Origin of the sequence: Aeromicrobium sp. (genome assembly GCF_014378035.1) — a bacterium.
In the GTDB taxonomy this organism is placed as follows: Bacteria; Actinomycetota; Actinomycetes; order Propionibacteriales; family Nocardioidaceae; genus Aeromicrobium.
Genome location: NZ_JACMOM010000034.1, coordinates 1 through 18,458, shown reverse-complemented (window position 1 = coordinate 18,458; position 18,458 = coordinate 1). Strand labels below are relative to the sequence as shown.

General features: G+C 68.7%; 19 protein-coding genes. 4 read left to right on the top strand and 15 right to left on the bottom strand.

The window, feature by feature from the left end:
• The first annotated feature begins 170 nt into the window (after positions 1-170).
• Positions 171-1,406, top strand: coding sequence for an MFS transporter (locus H7290_RS02235; RefSeq protein WP_290512389.1), 1,236 nt, complete (start codon positions 171-173; stop codon positions 1,404-1,406).
• Positions 1,403-1,897 (top strand): GNAT family N-acetyltransferase, encoded by a 495-nt coding sequence (locus H7290_RS02230; protein WP_290512388.1) that lies wholly within the window; start codon positions 1,403-1,405, stop codon positions 1,895-1,897. Before H7290_RS02235 ends, H7290_RS02230 begins: the two co-directional genes overlap by 4 nt.
• A 17-nt stretch (positions 1,898-1,914) precedes the next feature.
• Here the strand turns inward: H7290_RS02230 and H7290_RS02225 are convergent, their stop codons facing one another.
• The 4 genes from H7290_RS02225 to H7290_RS02210 all read right to left on the bottom strand — a co-directional run bounded on the left by H7290_RS02225 (position 1,915) and on the right by H7290_RS02210 (position 7,371).
• Positions 1,915-2,838 (bottom strand): maleylpyruvate isomerase family mycothiol-dependent enzyme, encoded by a 924-nt coding sequence (locus H7290_RS02225; protein ID WP_290512387.1) that lies wholly within the window; start codon positions 2,836-2,838, stop codon positions 1,915-1,917.
• Positions 2,839-2,984: 146 nt separating this feature from the next.
• Complete coding sequence (locus H7290_RS02220) at positions 2,985-4,451, bottom strand: class I SAM-dependent methyltransferase (protein ID WP_290512386.1); 1,467 nt, start codon at positions 4,449-4,451, stop codon at positions 2,985-2,987.
• An 89-nt stretch (positions 4,452-4,540) separates the two neighbouring features.
• Positions 4,541-6,928 (bottom strand): sodium-translocating pyrophosphatase, encoded by a 2,388-nt coding sequence (locus H7290_RS02215; RefSeq protein WP_290512385.1) that lies wholly within the window; start codon positions 6,926-6,928, stop codon positions 4,541-4,543.
• A 101-nt stretch (positions 6,929-7,029) separates the two neighbouring features.
• The gene (locus H7290_RS02210) at positions 7,030-7,371 is read right to left on the bottom strand and encodes an STAS domain-containing protein (RefSeq protein WP_290512384.1); all 342 of its coding nucleotides are present in this window, start codon (positions 7,369-7,371) and stop codon (positions 7,030-7,032) included.
• A 91-nt stretch (positions 7,372-7,462) separates the two neighbouring features.
• Here H7290_RS02210 and H7290_RS02205 point away from each other — a divergent pair, with 91 nt between their 5' ends.
• On the top strand, positions 7,463-9,787 hold the full coding sequence (locus tag H7290_RS02205; protein WP_290512383.1) for a DEAD/DEAH box helicase: 2,325 nt from the start codon (positions 7,463-7,465) through the stop codon (positions 9,785-9,787).
• Here H7290_RS02205 and H7290_RS02200 read toward each other — a convergent pair.
• The 8 genes from H7290_RS02200 to ssd all read right to left on the bottom strand — a co-directional run bounded on the left by H7290_RS02200 (position 9,775) and on the right by ssd (position 14,741).
• Positions 9,775-10,131, bottom strand: coding sequence for an Rv3654c family TadE-like protein (locus tag H7290_RS02200; RefSeq protein ID WP_290512382.1), 357 nt, complete (start codon positions 10,129-10,131; stop codon positions 9,775-9,777). The genes H7290_RS02205 and H7290_RS02200 overlap by 13 nt on opposite strands.
• The gene (locus H7290_RS02195) at positions 10,128-10,484 is read right to left on the bottom strand and encodes a TadE family type IV pilus minor pilin (RefSeq protein ID WP_290512381.1); all 357 of its coding nucleotides are present in this window, start codon (positions 10,482-10,484) and stop codon (positions 10,128-10,130) included. Before H7290_RS02195 ends, H7290_RS02200 begins: the two co-directional genes overlap by 4 nt.
• Positions 10,481-10,687 carry a DUF4244 domain-containing protein gene (locus H7290_RS02190; RefSeq protein WP_290512380.1) on the bottom strand — a complete coding sequence of 69 codons (207 nt, stop codon included), beginning with the start codon at positions 10,685-10,687 and terminating at the stop codon, positions 10,481-10,483. Before H7290_RS02190 ends, H7290_RS02195 begins: the two co-directional genes overlap by 4 nt.
• 58 nt (positions 10,688-10,745) lie before the next feature.
• Positions 10,746-10,925 (bottom strand): DUF4244 domain-containing protein, encoded by a 180-nt coding sequence (locus tag H7290_RS02185; protein ID WP_290512379.1) that lies wholly within the window; start codon positions 10,923-10,925, stop codon positions 10,746-10,748.
• 150 nt (positions 10,926-11,075) lie between these two features.
• A complete protein-coding gene (locus tag H7290_RS02180; protein ID WP_290512378.1) occupies positions 11,076-11,777 on the bottom strand; it encodes a type II secretion system F family protein in 702 nt (233 codons plus the stop codon).
• Complete coding sequence (locus H7290_RS02175) at positions 11,774-12,565, bottom strand: type II secretion system protein (protein ID WP_290512377.1); 792 nt, start codon at positions 12,563-12,565, stop codon at positions 11,774-11,776. Before H7290_RS02175 ends, H7290_RS02180 begins: the two co-directional genes overlap by 4 nt.
• A complete protein-coding gene (locus tag H7290_RS02170) occupies positions 12,562-13,704 on the bottom strand; it encodes a TadA family conjugal transfer-associated ATPase (protein ID WP_290512376.1) in 1,143 nt (380 codons plus the stop codon). Before H7290_RS02170 ends, H7290_RS02175 begins: the two co-directional genes overlap by 4 nt.
• Positions 13,701-14,741 (bottom strand): septum site-determining protein Ssd, encoded by a 1,041-nt coding sequence (ssd, locus tag H7290_RS02165; RefSeq protein WP_290512375.1) that lies wholly within the window; start codon positions 14,739-14,741, stop codon positions 13,701-13,703. Before ssd ends, H7290_RS02170 begins: the two co-directional genes overlap by 4 nt.
• 104 nt (positions 14,742-14,845) lie before the next feature.
• On the opposite strand from ssd, the gene H7290_RS02160 reads away from it, so the two are divergent.
• Positions 14,846-15,649, top strand: a complete 804-nt coding sequence (locus H7290_RS02160; RefSeq protein WP_290512374.1) for an HAD family phosphatase — start codon at positions 14,846-14,848, stop codon at positions 15,647-15,649.
• A 21-nt stretch (positions 15,650-15,670) separates the two neighbouring features.
• Here the strand turns inward: H7290_RS02160 and H7290_RS02155 are convergent, their stop codons facing one another.
• The 3 genes from H7290_RS02155 to H7290_RS02145 all read right to left on the bottom strand — a co-directional run.
• Complete coding sequence (locus H7290_RS02155) at positions 15,671-16,534, bottom strand: SGNH/GDSL hydrolase family protein (RefSeq protein ID WP_290512373.1); 864 nt, start codon at positions 16,532-16,534, stop codon at positions 15,671-15,673.
• A gap of 391 nt (positions 16,535-16,925) precedes the next feature.
• The gene (locus H7290_RS02150; RefSeq protein ID WP_290512372.1) at positions 16,926-17,723 is read right to left on the bottom strand and encodes an FkbM family methyltransferase; all 798 of its coding nucleotides are present in this window, start codon (positions 17,721-17,723) and stop codon (positions 16,926-16,928) included.
• The coding region (locus H7290_RS02145) for an O-antigen ligase (RefSeq protein ID WP_290512371.1) at positions 17,720-18,458 on the bottom strand (739 nt) is incomplete at its 5' end. The genes H7290_RS02150 and H7290_RS02145, both read right to left, overlap by 4 nt.

Genomic DNA, 18,458 nt, shown 5'->3' with positions numbered 1-18,458 from the left:
GTCAAGGGTTTACGCCACCGAGGGGTGTGATCCCGGCACGGACCCCCGCTGGCGATCATCGCCGGGCGGTGTGCCGGTGTTCCCCAGGATGCTCTCGAGAGAGGCGTTCCCGAGGCCATCGTGACCCGTCAGTGGCGTCTGTGGGAAGTGACAGAATGTGCACGGTGAGGATGCGACGGTACTCAGAGCTGCTGCAGGAGCGTCCAGTCCGCCTGCTGTTCGTCGCTGCCTTCTTCGCGCGCATCCCCGCGATGGCTGCGCCACTGGTCTTCACGCTCTACGTCGTCGGCACCCTCGACGGCACGTATACACAGGCCGGCATCGTCGCCGCGTCCTCCACGCTCGGCGCCGCGTTCGGCTCGCCCTGGCGCGGCCGACTCATCGATCGGCTCGGTCTGCGCCGCGCAGTCATGCCGTCGATCATCGCGGTCGGCGTGCTCTATCCGCTGGCGGCGACGTCGTCCTACCTCTACCTGATTCCGCTGTCCTTCCTCATGGGGGTCTTCCTGATCCCGATCTTCTCGATCGTCCGGTTGTCACTGAGCGTCATGGTCGAGGAACGTCAGCGGCGCACGGCCTTCTCGGCCGACAGCATCGTCGCTGAGGCCAGCTTCATCATCGGCCCGGCCGCAGGGGTGCTGCTGGTCACTCAGGCCGGAGCGGGAGTGGCACTCTTGGCGATCGGAGCCTGCGAGGTCTTCGCGGGTCTGATATTCCTGCGACTCAACCCGCCCACCCGCTCGTCGCCGAAGGACGAGGTCGAACCGTCCAACGCAGACGACGACGCACCGGTTCGGGCGCACAAGGCCCGCTGGATGTCGGTTCCGCTGGCCTTCCTCTTCCTCATCTCCGGCGGCACGATGGCCAGCCTCATCGGCACCGACCTCGGCGTCGTGGCCGAGCTCCGCGAGCTCGACAAGGTCGGTGCGATCGGGCTCACCTACGGGCTGTGGGGCTTGTCCTCGCTTCTCGGAGGCCTCATCTACGGAGCGCTCAACTTCTCGATTCGTCCCACCTACCTCCTGCTCGCACTCGGCCTGACGACCATTCCCGTCGGGCTCGGAGGTGAGGCCTGGTCCCTGTCGTTGTGGGTCATTCCGACCGGGTTCTTGTGCGCGCCGACCATGACTGCCGCGGCTGAGTGGATAGCCAAGCTGGTACCCGAGGAGCGCCGCGGCGAGGCGATGGGCTGGCAGGGCACGGCCTTCACGATCGGTGGCGCAGCGAGCTCGCCGGTCATCGGTGCCGCCATCGATGGGGTCGGCGCCTGGGGTGGCTTCGTGGTCGGTGGATCGATCGCCACCGCGATCGCGCTCGGGTGCTGGGGCGGCCAGCTCATCCCTGCGTTCAGGCCCGAGAGACACACGGCCCTCTCCCCGTACAACGTCGACGACGCGACCCGATGATCGTCCGCGAAGCGATCGACGCCGACCTGCCTGCCCTGCTCGCGATCCACAACGAGGCGGTACGCACCACCACGGCCATCTGGGACGAGCACGAGGTCGGCCTTGACGACCGCCGCGAGTGGCTGCACACCCGACAGCAGGGAGCTTTTCCGGTGCTCGTCGCCGAGGTCGACGGCGAGGTGGCAGCGTACGCAACCTACGGCCCGTGGAGGCCCAAGACCGGCTACCGCCACACCGTCGAGAACTCGCTCTACGTGCACTCGACATTTCACGGCCGCGGTTTGGCGTCTGCACTTCTGGACGCTCTGCTGACCCGCGCGCGGACGTCCGGGCACCACCGCATGATGGCCATGATCGAGTCGTCCAACTCCATCTCGATCGGCCTCCACGCGAGGCGTGGGTTTGTCGTCGTGGGTCAGATGGACGAGGTCGGCACCAAGTTCGGTCGGTGGCTCGATCTGACGATCATGCAGCTCGACCTGTCAGATTGACGGTCACCCGGTGCTGGTCAGGACCTACCACGACGGAAGTGCCCGAGCAGCGATCCGACTCCGCTGAGGCCTCGGGCGGCGGCCTTCAACGCTCTCGCCCCAGCCACGCCGGGCACTTGGTCGATGATCGGCGCAAGCACCAGCAGGCCGCCGGGCTCAGAGACGTGAAGCCGACGCCGCGCGAGCAGCAGCGGCGCATCGGCGCGGCCCGACGCGGCCTCGAGGATGTCCTTCGCGCTGCCGGACAGAGCCGGCCCGGCCGACTTCTCGGTGATGGATCTCATGGTCCACGCGCCGTTGTCGGACGACGTGAACGCCCACCCGGCCGCCTCGTCGACGATCTGCACCGTCGTCGCGATGCCGGAGCGTGCGGCCAGTCCACCGACCGAGTCGGCGAGCGCTGCCACGCCGTCGGCGAGCAGCCGAGGGTCGACGGCGGCACCGGTCGTTCCGGCGACGTCCAGCGCGTGCACCGCGAGCTCGTAACAGCCCGAGTGCACGAGTGTCAGCAACGGCATCGGGCCCAGCACGCTTGCCACGTGCCGCTTGCCGTGCTCCCGAGCGGAGCCGGACTCGAAGAAGGATGCCGAGGCATCCCGCGACGCTCGAAGAGCGCCCCGCACCTCATCGTCCGTGGCACCGACCTGGGCGGCGACCACCCCGGCGTTGAACGTGTCCGGGTCGGCCGGCTCGCTGTTGCCGGCGGCATCCAGGCTCTCCACCGCAAGGGTCAACGGAGATTGCCCCTCCCACGTGCCGAGGTGCACGGCCACCTCGCGGACCGTCCAGCCGCGGAGGCGGGTCGACGCCGACAGATCTGCTTCGTCGACGAGCGCGATGAACGCGTCCCACGACCGCAGCACCACACCCGGAAGGTCGTAGCCGGGCAGGTCGACGAGGCCTTGGGGCTGGGTGAGGCTCCCCTGGGAGGACGAAGTCATGCATCGATTTTCCTCGCTGTGCCACACCCCCGCATCCCGGGGGCACCGCGCGGCGGCCCGCCTGTCGGCATGCCCGTGCTCGTGACCGCCGTCGGCACCTCCAGCTCGACTCACCACGCCTGTACTGCCTCTTGCGCCACCGGACGTCAGGCGAGGAAGCCGTCGGCCACCAGCGACCGCACCGAGCCCACGTAGTCCCTGCGCAGGTCCGAAGCGTCCCGGTTGAGCAGGGAAGCAAGGGCATCGAGGATCTGGCCCGCGCCCAGGTCCCCCTCGCTCGCGCTGACCAGCCCGGCCTCCACGGTGTCGACCTGGCGCGAACGCCGCACGCCCTGCTGAAGACGCAGCACGATCGTGCTCGGATGCTCCGCACCGACCGGTCCACGGGTCTCCTCGACCAGGTCGGGCGCCTGCTGGAACGCGAGGTCGAGCACTGCGCGATCGTCGAGTCCGCGCAGCAGATCGGCCCGCAACCCCCAGGCCGCCACGGCCGGACCGATGGGTGGCGCGATCTCGCCGGTCCACTCCTCGAACAGCCGGACGGGCGCCTGCTTCGTCCGGCGCATGCTCAGCCAGCCGAATCCGATGCCGTCTATCCGCTCGCCGGCGAACCAGTCGAGCCACGCGTCGTAGCGCCGGACATAGTCCGGAGCAGTCGCGAGGCCGGCGTCCGCGAGCCACATCTCGACGTACGCGGCCGGGTCGACCAGCTCGCGCTGCAGCACCCAGGCGTCGAGTCCGCGACCGTCGAACCACTGCTCGAGCTCGCCCTGCCAGTCGAGCCCGTCGTGGTGGGCCCAGTTGGCCAGGATCTGGCACCACCCACCCTCGTTGAGATGACTCTCCGCATTCTCGACGAGGTGTCGGACGACGCTGTCGCCGGGCATGCCGGAGTCGCGGTAGACCAGCTTCTCGCTGCCGGGCGGCGAGATCACGAACGGCGGATTCGTCGTTATCAGGTCGAAGGTCTCGCCGGCCACCGGATCGAAGAGGCTGCCGTCGCGGACGTCGATGTCGACCCCGTTCATCGCGGCCGTCAGGCGCGCCATGTCGAGCGCCCGCGCATTGACATCGGTCGCGACCACCTCCGCCGCGTGCTGGGCGAGGTGCAGGGCCTGGACGCCACAACCGGTGCCGAGGTCGAGGGCACGACCGACCGGCGCGCGCACCGTCAGCTGTGCGAGCGACGATGAGGCCTCGCTGATGCCCAGGACGTGAGCAGGGTCCATGGGCGCCTGCCGTCCGTCGAGACCGGGCGTCGGATCGCACACGACCCACCAGTCGTGGTCCTCGTCGCCGTAGGGCCGGATGTCGGTGAGCGCACGCACCTCGTCGCCGGACGCCTCGAGAATGCCGGCATCGAGCAGCGCGCCGACGGCGCCAGTGAGGGCCTCTTCAGCACGTGCCCTGCTCACCGGGACCTGCAAGGTGAAGAGGCGCACGAGCGTGGCCAGCGGCCCGGTGCCCGACGTGGCACGCACGGCCGGGACAGTCTGGTTGCGGCCCAGCGCACGGTGCGCCTCGGCGCCGAGCAGGGCGAACACCGCGTCGACCGTGAACTCCGCTTTGGTCAGGGCGGCGCGAAGGGTCTGCACGTCCGCATCAGCAAGCATCCGACCACCTTGCCAGACGCCGGATGACGCACGGATGCCCGGCCGATGACTCTCGACCGGGCATCCGTGCGCCGTGTGGGGCGGTGCTGCTAGACGGCGATCTTCTCCGCGATCGGCTCCTCGCCGATGGCGATCGGACGACGCTTCGAGATGTACACCGCGGCGACGATGATGACCGCCGAGACGCCGGCGATGCTGTAGCGGAGCAGGTCGCTGGCGTCGTTGCCGTACGTGAACTTGATGACGAGCGGCACGATCAGAAGAGCCACCAGGTTCATGACCTTCAGCAGCGGGTTGATGGCCGGACCAGCGGTGTCCTTGAACGGGTCACCCACGGTGTCACCGATGATGGTCGCCTCGTGCGCGGGCGAACCCTTGCCTCCGTGGCTACCGTCCTCGACGAGCTTCTTGGCGTTGTCCCACGCGCCACCGGCGTTGGCCAGGAAGACCGCCATCAGCGTCCCGGTCGCGATGGCTCCGGCGAGGTAGGCGCCGAGGGCACCCACGCCCAGTCCGAATCCGACGGCGATCGGCGCGAAGATGGCCAAGATGCCCGGGGTCGCCAGCTCGCGCAGCGAGTCGCGCGTGCAGATGTCGACGACCTTGCCGTACTCGGGTCGGCCGGTGCCCTCCATGATTCCGGGGATCTCCCGGAACTGACGGCGCACCTCGTAGACGACGGCGCCGGCGGCACGGCCGACCGCACTGATCGCGAGGCCGGAGAAGAGGAACACCACGGCGGCGCCAATGATGAGTCCGACCAGGTTGCTCGGGTCGGCGATGTTGAACACACCGGTCAGCGCCTGCTGGTCGCTGATGGTGAGGCCGTTCGCAAACTTCGCCTGGCCCTGCTCGGACGTGATGCCCTTGAGCACCAGCACGAGCTGTTCCTTGATGTTGTCGGTGAAGGCTCCGAACAACGCGGTGGCCGCCAGCACTGCCGTGGCAATCGCGATGCCCTTGGTGATGGCCTTCGTGGTGTTGCCGACGGCGTCGAGCTCGGTGAGGATCTGGGCGCCCTGCACGTCGACGTCGCCCGACATCTCGGCGATGCCCTGGGCGTTGTCGCTGACGGGCCCGAAGGTGTCCATCGCGACGATGACGCCGACTGTCGTGAGCAGGCCGCAGCCTGCGAGTGCGACAGCGAAGAGGGACACGATGATCGAGCCGCTGCCGAGCAGGAATGCCCCGAAGACGGCCGCGCTGATCACGAGTGCGGTGTAGACGGCCGACTCGAAGCCGACTGACAGCCCGGACAGGATGACGGTGGCCGCGCCGGTCAGCGAGGTCTTGCCGACGTCCTTGACCGGACGGGTCTCGGTGCCGGTGAAGTAGCCGGTGAGTGCCAGGATGATCGCCGCCAGCACGATGCCGATGAGCACCGCGATGATCGCGATCAGGCGCGGCGAGCCGTCAAGACCCGACGTCGTGTCGGGGAACAGTTGGCCGGTCAGGCCCGTGGGCTTGGGGATGTTGAGCTTGCTGAACGTGTCGGGCAGGAAGATGAACGCCACGACGGACGCGGCGATGGCCGAGATGACGGCGCTGATGTAGAACGACCGGTTGATCGTCGCCAGGCCGTTCTCTCCGACCCGCGGGCGGGTGATGTAGACACCGATGATCGCGGTCAGTGCGCCGATTGCCGGCACGATGAGCGGGAACACGAGACCCTTCTCGCCAAACGCGACCGATCCGAGGATCAGCGCGGCGACCAAGGTGACGGCGTACGACTCGAAGAGGTCGGCTGCCATGCCGGCGCAGTCACCGACGTTGTCGCCGACGTTGTCGGCGATCGTCGCGGCGTTTCGTGGGTCGTCCTCGGGGATGTTCTGCTCGACCTTGCCGACGAGGTCGGCTCCGACGTCAGCAGCCTTGGTGAAGATGCCGCCGCCGACGCGCATGAACATCGCGAGCAGAGCAGCGCCGAACCCGAAGCCCTCGAGAACGTCGGGAGCGTCGCCCTGGTAGATCAGCACGACGGACGAGGCACCGATCAGGCCGAGGCCGACGGTCATCATGCCCACGTGACCACCGGTGCGGAACGCGATGCGCATGGCCCGCTCGCGACCTTCGCTCTGGGCGGCAGCAGCGACGCGGATGTTCGCGCGGGTGGCCAGCCACATGCCGAGGTAGCCGATGAGCGCCGAGAACCCGGCACCGAGCAGGAAGAACAGCGACCTGCCGATACGGATGTCAGCGTCACCGGGAAGAAGGAAGAGCAGGCCGAAGGCCAGCACGGCGAAGATCGCGAGAGTCTTGAACATGCGTCCGAGGTACGCCGAGGCGCCCTCCTGGACGGCGAGCCCGATCTCCTGCATCTTCTCGGTGCCTTGAGAGGCCTTGAGTACTTCGGCGCGGAAGACCGCCGCCATGATGAGAGCGAGGACGCCGATCCCGGCAACGATCGACACGATGATCGTGTTGTCGTTGGAGAGATCGAGGCCCCCGGCTGCGGCAACAAGTGTTGCGTTCGCCATGAAAAATCCTCCATGAAATAAGGCAAGAAAAAAGCGCCGACCAGACATCCGACCGACGTGACGGAGGTTACAGGGCAGTCAGCATGTGAGGGTGCACAGGGTCAAGCGTGGGCGGCGCGGGCTCCGTCGATCGACGAGTGCAGACCAAAGACCTTGTCGAGGCCCGTGATTTCGAAGATCTTGAGGATGCGTTCCTGCGTGCAGACGATGTCGAGCGATCCGCCATCGGCCCGTACCCGCTTGAGCGCACCGACCAGGACCCCGAGGCCTGTCGAGTCGAGGAAGTCGACACGCTGCACGTCGATGATCAGCTTGGTGTGGCCGGCGTCCACAGCAGCGACGATCGCTTCACGGAGCTTGGGAGCGGTGTAGACGTCGATCTCGCCGCCCACCTCGATGATTTCGAACGCCTCGACCGTGCGCGACGTCAGTGCCAGCTCCATTCCCACTCCTTCGTTGGCCTGCATTCAATCACGATCGGCCAGCACCCGCCGAGACGCTGAACGCCAGCCGGAGGTCTGGGACACTCGGCAGGTGGACCCCGCCGATCTCGTGTTGCGATACGGCGAACGCGTCACCCACGTCGAGCGGGTGGCCGCGCGCGAGGCCGTCGTCGAGCCGTGGCCCGGCTGGGTCGATCCTGATGTGCGCGCCATGTACGAGGCCGAGGGGATCACCGCCTTGTGGGGACACCAGGCCGAGGCCCTGCACCACGTCCACGCGGGCCGTCACACTGTCATCGCGACCGGGACGGCGTCGGGAAAGTCGCTGGCGTTCCAAGCCCCGGCACTGACCGGGCTGGCAGCGGGACGGTCTGGCAGCTCGCTGCGTGGCAACCGCCTGCCCACCGTGCTCTACCTCGCGCCCACCAAGGCTTTGGCCGCCGACCAGCTCCGCCGCCTCGCTGGTGCGTCGTCGTTCGCCAGACCTGCGACGGTCGATGGCGACAACTCGCGCGAGGAGCGTGCGTGGGCGCGTGACCACGCCAACTATCTGCTCACGAACCCCGACACGCTGCACCACTCGATCCTGCCCGGGCACGCCCGCTGGACGCGCGTGCTCGGGGGGCTGACGCACGTGGTCGTCGACGAGTGCCACCACTACCGGGGTGTGTTCGGGGCACACGTCGCGCACGTCCTGCGCCGGCTGCGACGAATCTGCGCCTTCTATGGCGCCGACCCGGTGTTCGTTCTCTCCTCGGCGACGGTGGCGGACCCTGAGGTGTTCGCCGCCCGGCTCACGGGCCTCGACGTCGTGCCGGTGACCGATGACGCCTCGCCCCACGCAGCCAGCACGATCGCCTTGTGGGAACCACCGCTCATCCCCGGCCTGCACACGCCAGGCTCGGGCCCGGACACGCCTGATGCGGTGGTGCGCCGGTCGGCCACGACCGAGGCGGGCGAGCTGCTGACCGACCTCGTCATCGGGCGGGTCCGCTCGCTGGTCTTCGTCCGGTCGCGCAAGGGTGCCGAGGCCGTCGCCGCGACGGCGCAACGGCGCCTCGCCGAGGTCGACCCTGAGCTTCCCCGCCGCGTCGCGACGTACCGGGGCGGCTACCTGCCGGAGGAGCGCCGCGAGCTCGAGCAACGGTTGCGCAGCGGCGACCTGCTCGGCCTGGCGAGCACCAACGCCCTCGAGCTCGGCATCGACATCGCCGGGCTCGACGCGGTGATCAGCGTCGGCTTCCCCGGCACACGCGCCGCGCTGCAGCAACAGTTCGGCCGGGCCGGCCGCTCGGGGCGTGACTCCATCGGCATTCTCGTGGCCCGCGACGACCCGCTCGACACCTTCCTGGTGCACCATCCGGAGGCACTCCTCGGCACCCCGGTCGAAGCGTCGGTGTTCGACCCCGACAACCCCTACGTCCTCGGGCCGCACCTCGCAGCTGCGGCCCAGGAGATACCCCTGACCGAGGACGACTTTCCGCTGTTCGGACCGCGGACTGCTGAGGGTGTCGCCGCGCTCGAAGCCGCCGGGTGGCTCCGCAAGCGGCAGGCCGGCTGGTTCTGGACGAAACGGGAACGCGCCAGCGATCTCGCCGACATCAGGTCGAGCGGTGGAGCGCCCGTGCAGATCGTCGACGACGCGACCGGACGACTGATCGGCACCGTGGACGGTGGGTCTGCGGACTCGACAGTTCACGAGGGCGCGGTGTACGTGCACCAGGGTGACGTGCACGTCGTCGACCACTACGACGTCGAGCACGGGGTGGCGATCGTCCACCGCGACAACCCGGAGTACTCGACGATGGCAAAGTCGGTGACCGAGATCGCCGTGACCGACATCGAGCGGACGGTGCAGTGGGGAGCGGCAGCGATGTCGTTCGGGTCGGTCGATGTCGTCAACCAGGTCGTGTCGTACATGATGCGGAGCACGACCGGCGGTGGCGTGATCGGCGAGGAGCCGCTCGATCTGCCCGAACGGACGTTACAGACCAAGGCCGTCTGGTGGACCCTCGAGGCCGACGCCGTGGCGGAGGCCCTCGAGAACGCCGACATCCCCGGCTCGGCCCACGCGGCGGAGCACGCGGCCATCGGACTGCTGCCACTGCTCGCCACGTGCGACCGCTGGGACATCGGTGGCGTGTCGACGGCACTGCACGCGGACACCGGAACCCTCACGGTCTTCGTCTACGACGGCTACCCCGGTGGCGCCGGCTTCGCCGAACGAGGGTACGACGTGGCGGCGCGCTGGTTGCGCGTCACGCGCGACGCCATCAGCGCCTGCGAGTGCGCGACCGGCTGCCCCTCGTGCGTCCACTCCCCCAAGTGCGGCAACGGCAACGAACCCCTCGACAAGGCGGGTGCCGTGAAGCTGCTGGATGCCCTTCTCGCCGACGCTCCCGATCACGGGAGGTAGAAGTCGGGAGCAGCTCGGGCATCCTGCTCGAAGGCCCAGCGGTGACCCCACCACGTGAGGCTCGTCGCGCGGCCGGTGACCGTGGCGACGTCGTAGTCCATGCGACAGGTCAGCAGCTCTGCGCCGTTGCGGTGTGCGACGTCGCGGCCCGCCGCACACCCGTCGCGCCCGTCGATGCTCGCGCGGCTCGACGCGAGCGCCGCCAGATCTGCCGCCGCAGCGACCCGGTGCCGGAGCCGGACGAGACCGGCCACCTGCGTGACCAACAGCGCCGCGATGACGAGGAGGACCGTGACCGAGGCCGCCATGACGGTCGCGGCGCCACGGTCGCGGATCGACGTCACGGAGACTCCTGGGCGGCCACCGACGAGGACCCCATCGTGCGGGCCCCGATGCCGGAAAAGAACGGCAGCGGCATCCTGGACCGGGCCGTCACGGTGACGGTGACCAGCCCCCGTTCGGAGTCGACCGAGACCTTGGCTCCAGGCGGTGACTGCTGCATCGCGAGGCGACGGGCTGCGTCGACCGACTCGCCGCGCGCGATCACCCGCGCCGCCTCTCGTGACGCATCGGCGAGGCGCACCTGGGTGAGGCCCAGGGACACCACCCAGAGCAGCAGGAAGGTGAACGCGACCGCGAACGGGGCTATCGTCGCCAGCTCGGCGGTGACCATGCCTCCATCGCTGCGACGACTCACAGCCTGATCCCCAGGCCCGGGATGAAGTCGACCAGGCGGCGCCACATCAGGGCGCGCTCGAGGACCTTGCGAAAGCTCTCGAACCACGGATTGTCGTGGTCGAGCATGCCGAGCTTGTAGAGCACGACGGCGATCATCACGGTGCCAAGCGTGCCGACGGTGTATTCAGCGGTGGCCATGCCTCGTTCGAGATGGTGTCTCATGGCAGCTCCTTCGTTGACGGGGTCCGGGGCGGTATGCCAACCGCCCCGGACCGGTGGATCAGAACGGCAGGATGCTCGGGATCTTGTTGAAGAGGTCTTCGACGAGACTTCCGAACCAGGGCGACTGGCCGACCTTGACCAGCACGCCGCCGATGGTGCATGCGCCGAGCGTTCCGACGGTGTACTCGGCAGTCGTCATGCCACGATCTGCCTGACGACGGTGAAGCAACTTCTTCATGGGTGGTCCTTTCGGTGGATGAACATGTCGAAAGGAAGATGCGCGTGCCGGCCCCTGATCTGCGCGCAGGTCACGCTGACTGGGGATGACCGTGCGGCCTTGACCCCTTGTGGACGGCGCGGCCTCTGGCCACGAGGTCAGGCCCTGACATCACCAGGTGAACGTGCGGAACATCGCGATGATCGTCGGGACGATGCCGACGAGGAAGAACGCCGGCAGGAAGCAGATGCCCAGCGGACCGGCCGTACGGACCCCGACCTTGCTGCTCTGCTCGCGTCGGTGTGCCCGACGATCCCTTCGCAGCTCGTCGGCGACCCCGGCAACGACCTGCGCCACCGGCATGCCCGACATCTCGGCACGTCGGAACGCCCTGCCCACCTGCGCAAGGGTCGGGTCGTCGGCCACCGAGCGCCACACCGCCTGCGAGTCACCCGCGACCGCCAACCGGCTCGCGACGAGAGCGAGCTCAGGACCCAAAGGGTCGTTGGTGCCCACGGAGGCGAGGGCGAAGGCCGTGACCGGTGGTCGACCGACCTCGAGCGCGGCGACCATGAGATCGAGCGCTGTCGGCAGCTGCAGCGCAATCTGCGCGGTCCGGCGTCGCGCCACCCCCGCCTCGAGACGTCCGACCGCACGGTGCACCAACGGCGCCACTGCCGCACCGACAAGGAGACCTACCGGGATGCCGAGGACGAGGACTGCGCCGACAGGGGCCATCAGCGCGGCAGCGAGGCGGGCATCGACGTGCCGGCGCTCGCGCGCCACCCCGAACAGCGCGCGTCGCCGTACCGCGGAGCCAGCCGGCACCGCACACCACATGGCAAGACCCGCCAGAACAGCCGCGATGATCACTGTTCTCCCGTCGTGGCGATGCGCTCGACCCAGGCCACCCCGGCACACGCGAGGGCCGACCCCGCCGCCAGGCACAGCGCGCCGGGAAGGGTGCTGGTGAGGATGGCAACAGGGTCGCCACCCATGCCCGAGCCGAGGGCAAGCCCGAAGAGCGGCAGCACCGCCATCAGGCGGCCGGTGGCGCGGGCCGGCGCGAGCCCGGATTGCACCTCGCGCTCGATCTCGAGGTCCTCCCGGGCAGTCTGCTCGAGGCGGTCGAGGATGCGGGCCAGCGGAGCACCGGCCCGGTCTGCGACGTACCAGGCCCCCGACAGCTCGGCGAGGAGCTCGGCACCGGGCTCGCTCGACGCGTCTAGCAACGCTGCCGGCACGTCGCCGCCCAGGTCAGCCGCGCGGGCCGCAGGCGCCAAGAACTCGAAGTCCGGTGCCAGGCCGGCGAGGACGCGCTGCGGGAGATTACCCGCGCGCAGCTCTGCTGCCATCAGGCCGATCGACTCTGCCACCGCAGTGCTGCGCGCGCCCGCGCGGCGCCGACTCCGGCCGTCGTGCACGACTCGTGTCACGAAGGTCGCGACGAGGCACGCCGTGAGCGCGAGGATCAGCCGAGGTGCTGAGACAGCGAATGTCAACGGGGCAATGAGGCTCAAGGACACCAGCCCGAGAGCCAGCGGCGCCCGGCTGTTCGACGACGACCGTGTGCAGCCGAGCCTCTGCCGGACCAGCCAGCGACCCGGTGGGCGCCAGAGCAGCACCGCGACAGCCGCAGCCAGCGCGGCGATGGGCGTCACGACAGGATGTCCAGCAGGCGATCGTGCCCAGGGCCGGGCGAGGCCGCGCCTGACCCGAGGTCGAGAGCCGGGACGCACGTCACGAGCCCGTCACTGGACCGCTGGAACACCGCGACCTGCTCGACCCGGCGCACTCCGCCGACACCGCGGGCCAGGTGGATCACCAGGTCGAGGCTGGACCCCAGCTGGCTGTGGACCGCCTCCCGAGGAAGCCCCGCAGCCACCCCGAGCGCCTCGAACCTTGCCGGGACGTCGGCCGCGGAGTTGGCGTGGAGGGTGCCGCAACCCCCCTCGTGCCCGGTGTTGAGAGCGGCAAGAAGATCGACGACCTCGGCACCCCGCACCTCGCCGACGACGAGGCGGTCCGGACGCATGCGCAATGCCTGCCGCACGAGGTCGCGCACCGTGACCAGCCCGGCACCCTCGACATTGGCGGGTCGCGCCTCGAGCCCGACGACATGAGGATGGTCGGGACGCAGCTCGGTCGCGTCCTCCACGATGACCAGTCGTTCGGAGGGATCGACCGTGGAAAGGAGCGCCGCGAGCAGTGTGGTCTTCCCCGACCCCGTGCCACCCGTGACGATGAACGCCGCCCGGCTGGACACGACCCGACGCAGGCACTCGGACGCCTCGTCCGACAGCGACCCTGCCGACACGAGCTCGGTGAGCGTGAACGACCGACGGGCCGGGACCCTGAGCGACACGAGGGTTCCGGGCCTGGCCAGCGGCGCGAGTACCGCGTGTAGACGTGTGCCGTCGGCGAGCCGGGCGTCGACCCACGGGCTGGCGTCGTCGAGACGCCGTCCGGCCTGCGTGGCGAGACGTTGCGCGAGCCGGCGCACGGACTCCTCGTCGGGAAAGCTCACCGCAGCGCGCTCGAGGCCCATCCCACGGTCGAGGTAGACCTCGTCGGGCCCGTTGACGAGCACGTCGGTGACACCGGGCAGCGCGAGCAACGCGTCGAGGGGACCGGCGCCCCGCGTCTCGCTGCGCAGCTGGTCGACCAGCGCGAGCACCGTGCCGCTGCCCGCGAGCTGATGCTCGGCGCGCAGGGCCGCCGCGACGCTGTGGGCCGTGGGCTCCGTGGTCTCGTTGGCGAGCCGCTGTCGGATGCGCTCGACAATCTGTGGGTTGCTCATACCGATTCGAGACCGAGGGTGTCGAGCAGCTGGGCGGACGTACGCCTCGCTGCCCGCGACCTGCCTGGGCCGTGGCCTCGGTCCAGTGCCCCTCTGATTCGGCGGTCGAGTCGGTGGCGTGCCACGACGGGCAGGCCCAGCGCCTCCGCAACGGCGCCAACGCCGATGCCCCCCGGTCGGCTGACACTCACGACGGCGACCGACGAGGCGAACTGCCGCACGCGCGCCAAGGTCTGACGGGCTGCGCCGACACCGCAGATCTCCTCCGCGACGACAAGAATCGTGAGCACCGAACGTCCCACGATGTCGGCCCCATGCACGTCGAGATGGCGCGGCACGTCGGCGACCACGAGATCGAACCCCCGGACCGCAGCACTGAGCACCGACGGCACGGACGCCGGCAGGACCGCCTCGTCCGCCCGGCCCCAGGTGAGGGTCGCCAGGCCTTGGTGGTGCGGCAGCACGTCGGCCAGCGACCCAGCGCTGAGCCGGCCGCGGGTCGCGTCGAGATCGCCCCACCTCAGCCCCTCGGACCGCTCCGAGCCCAGCACCAGCTCGATGCCGCCCCCGAGCGGATCGGCATCCAACAGAAGCGTCCGCAGGCCTCGTTGGGTGCCGGCAAGCGCGAGTGCGGCAGCGAGCGTCGAGGCACCGACACCACCCGACGCACCCACGACGCTCACGAGGCACGCCGCGTCACGACCGTCGAGAGCAGCCGCGAGCGCCTCGAGGATGCGGGCCTCGTCGGACGTGCCGAAGACGTCGACCGCACCCAGCGCAACGGCTGTAGGCCACCACGACGCAGGGTCGGGTGCCACCAGCAGGACGTGGTCGCGCCGGGGCAGCTCGGCCCGCGACATGCGTTCGGCCAGGTCTGCACCAACGATGACCAGTGACGCCTGCCGCCACGAACGCCGAGCCGCCGTGAGGTCCGGCGCGACCTCAGGTATGACCCCCACGGCCGCGCACCACCGCAGCGAGTCGTCGAGGAGGCGTTCGTCTGCAGTGGCGATCAGGGGCAGCGCAGCATCGGGCATACATCGACGATCGACCGCTCGGACCGACGAGCACAGCAGATTCGGTGACCCTGTGGACGGCCGAGCCTGACCCAACGGGATGTGGACCGGCCTATCCTTGTCGGGTGAGCCCCACGAGGTCCGCCGCATTTTTCGACTTGGACAAGACCATCATCGCCAAGTCGAGCACGCTGGCGTTCAGCAAGCCCTTCTACGACGGCGGGCTGCTCAGCCGTCGGGCCGTGCTGCGCAGCGCCTACGCACAGTTCATGTTCGCCCTCAGCGGCGCCGACCACGACCAGCTCGAGAAGATGCGTGCCTACCTCACGCAGATGGTCACGGGGTGGGACGTCGAGGTCGTTCGCCAGGCGGTCGCCGAGACCCTGCACACGATCATCGACCCGATCGTGTTCGACGAGGCTGTGACCCTCATCGAGCAGCACCAGGCGGCCGGACGCGACGTCATCATCGTCTCGGCCTCGGGCACCGAGGTCGTCGAACCCATCGGCGCGATGCTCGGCGTCGACCACGTCATCGCCACGACCCTCGTGCACGCCGACGGTCGATACACCGGCGACGTCGAGTTCTACGCGTACGGCCCCCACAAGGCTGTTGCGATGGAGCAGCTCGCCCTGGAGCGGGGTTACGACCTCAGCGAGTCGTACGCCTACTCCGACTCCGAGACTGACGCGCCGATGCTGAGCGCGGTCGGTCATCCCTTCGCGGTCAACCCCGACAAGAACCTGCGCCGCATGGCCGAGGAGAACGGCTGGCCCGTGCTGGTCTTCGTACGACCGGTCGCGCTCCGCCGCAGGCTGGGCCTCGACACACGGGTGGGCAAGGCGGCGGCAGCAGCCGTCGTGGCGAGCGCCGTCGGCGCCATCACCGTGGCGTTCGTGACGCGACGCAAGCACCGCGTCGCCGCCTGACTCCTCCGGCTGCAAGGTCAGTCAGCGGTCGGCGAGAACCCCGAGCACGACATCTGCGACGTTATCCATGCCTGCCCCATTGGGATGCAGGTAGGCGCCGTCGCCCGGGACGTTCGCGATCCCGTTGACCCAGGCATCCCTGCCGGCACAGACGTCGTGACCGCGGGACGCGCCTCGAACGTCGACGAAGTCCACATCAGACCGGGCCGCGGCGTCACGCAGCATTGAGTTCAGCGAGCTTTCCACCATGAAGGCAGCCGCCCGCCGAGTCTCGGTGAGGGGCAGTGTCGCGCACTGACCCTCCTCCGGGACGATTCGCAGGTAGCCCACGAGAACGATGCGCGCCTTGGGCGCTTTCGCGCGAACCTTTTCCACGATCGCGCTCACCCGGTCGCGAGATGCGTCGTAGACCGTAGGCATGTACGTCGAAGCGAATTCCTGACACATGGCGTCGGTGGCAGTGGCCGGGAGCAAGCAGTAGGTGAACAGCCCGGCGGTCGCCCCCGCATCGTTGGCACCGACACCGATCGTGACGAGCTGCGTTGCAGTCGTCACCGCATCGAGCTGCGGCCCGATCGTGACGCCGTCCTCCATCGTGCGTGGACCGCTCACTGTGTCTGTCGTCGCCCCTCCGCAGCTCACGTCGACAAACTTCTGCTGGCTGTGCGATTGCGCGACAAGGCTCGCGTAGTTGTGGTTCGACCGGAAGCACGACGGGCTCGTGACGTCCTGATCGTCGATGCCCGGGCCCGACACGAATGAGTCGCCCAGTGCCACGTACGTCCCACCGTCACCGCCGTCCGGTCGGCCCGACTGTGCGCTGGAGCAGCCCATGAGCAGCCCGATCGCGATCATCGCCACCAGGACAGGACGATGGCTGGACATGCCCCAACCCTAGACACCTCCGCCCGGCCTGCGCGCGAGCTGTGAACCGACGCACAAAATATTACGCGCGAGTAGGTCTTGTCACTCTCGCGCGAACTGGCGTACAAAAGTATCAAGAACTCCACAGCGGCACAGCAGCTCAGTACCCACGCGGCGATCACCCGTCCTAGAGGGGAAGTCGCTCGACGGACTCCGACACCCTCACGGGTGAGGGGACGCGACGACACAGATCACAGCACGCCTGGTAGCTGAGCCAGCTGGCCAGGCGGCGCCCACTCCTCACCGAGTCGGCGCCGCCGCTCTGTGTTGAATCAAACTCTGTGTTGAATCAAACTCTGTGTTGAATCAAACCGTGTGTTGAATCAAACAGTGTGGGCGATCAACTTCTGGTTCACCCGACGATGTCGCGGGCAAACCAGGCGAGACCCAACCCGCTGGCGTAGCGCTCGCGCCGGACGAGCGTCAACCCACCCTCGCCGAGGCGCGACTCGAGCTCCTCAAAAGAATGACCGGGCAGTGCGTGGTACTCCATGACGACCCGCCGGACACCGGACATGGACTCCGGTGAAGAGTTGAGGATGATGTCGTACTCGGCGCCCTCGGCGTCCATCTTGATCAGGTCGACCTGGCCGCCGACGGCCTCGAAGACATCGGCAAGGCTGACACAGGGCACCTCGATCGTGACCGATCCGGCCTCACCCAGGTGGAGCACTCCGTTGTGCCCGCTGCCTGCACCGTTGTCGGCCATGACGAGCTGGCCGGCGGTGGCGGCGACAGCGCGACGATGAACCGCGATCTGGCCGGAGAGCCCGTTGGCCTCGACATTGGCCTGCAGGTAGGAGCCGGTCGACGGCGTCGGCTCGTAGGCCTCGACGCGCGCGCCCGGGTGTCGCGTGACGAACTGCAGCGAGAAGCACCCGATGTGCGCTCCGATGTCGACGAGGACCGGGTTGCGTCCCAGGCCCTGGGAGAACCACTCCATGCTGTACTCGTCCTCGGAGAACACCTCGTAGACGGGGACTCGGGCGCCCGGCACGTTCGGGCCGGTGATCTGCAGCGTCCCGACCTGGTAGACCAGATCATCGGACCTCGTGAGGATCTGGCGGAGGATGCTCCAACCGTTGTCGAATGAGGTGATGGTCTGGCGCGTGCGCATCGCGGCGGACCGGAACCGGCGGGCGACCTTCATGCGTTCTCCTTGGTCATGACGTTGTGGGGGGACGACTCGGCTGGCTCTTGCTTCCCGCTGGCCGCCACGAGGAAAGGGATGGCCAACGCACACCAGATGTAACGATCCCAGAGCAGTGGGGTGATGGGGCCGATCAAGGCGTAGGCCATGGCCGGGAGCGCCAGCAGCCGGTAGGACGATCCGATGGCGAACGGCTGCCGCAAGACCGACAGCAGGAGCACGATGTAGAAGAGCAGCACGGCGACACCGCCGGCGGCCGCAACCTGCAGGTAGATGTTGTGGGCCTCCAGCACTTCTCCGAACCCGACTCCGAAGAGTGGGTGCGCCAGAAACCGGTCGAGGGTTGTCGCAGCCAGAGCCTCTCTGGCCTGGTCGGACGCCGTTGCGCTGCCGCCACCTGCGAGTCGGCCGATGATGTTGTTGCCGACCTCGCCTGACGACAGCGTCCGTCCGACCAGGAAGACCGGGACGATGCCGAGACCGAACAGCACCAGCGCGGCCCCGATGGATCGAGCCAGGAGCGGGTAGAGCACCATCACCGCTCCGGCGACCAGCAGTGCCGCACGGCTTCCGCTGATCCAGATGCCATAGCCGCAGCTCGCGGCCGCAAGGAGGACGACCCAGCTGAATCTCCGTGGCAGCTCTTGCAGCAGGAACGGGATCAGCGCCAGTCCGAGCATCGCGCAGAAACCGAGGATGTTGGGATGTGTGCTGAGCCCGATGTACCGGTTCTCG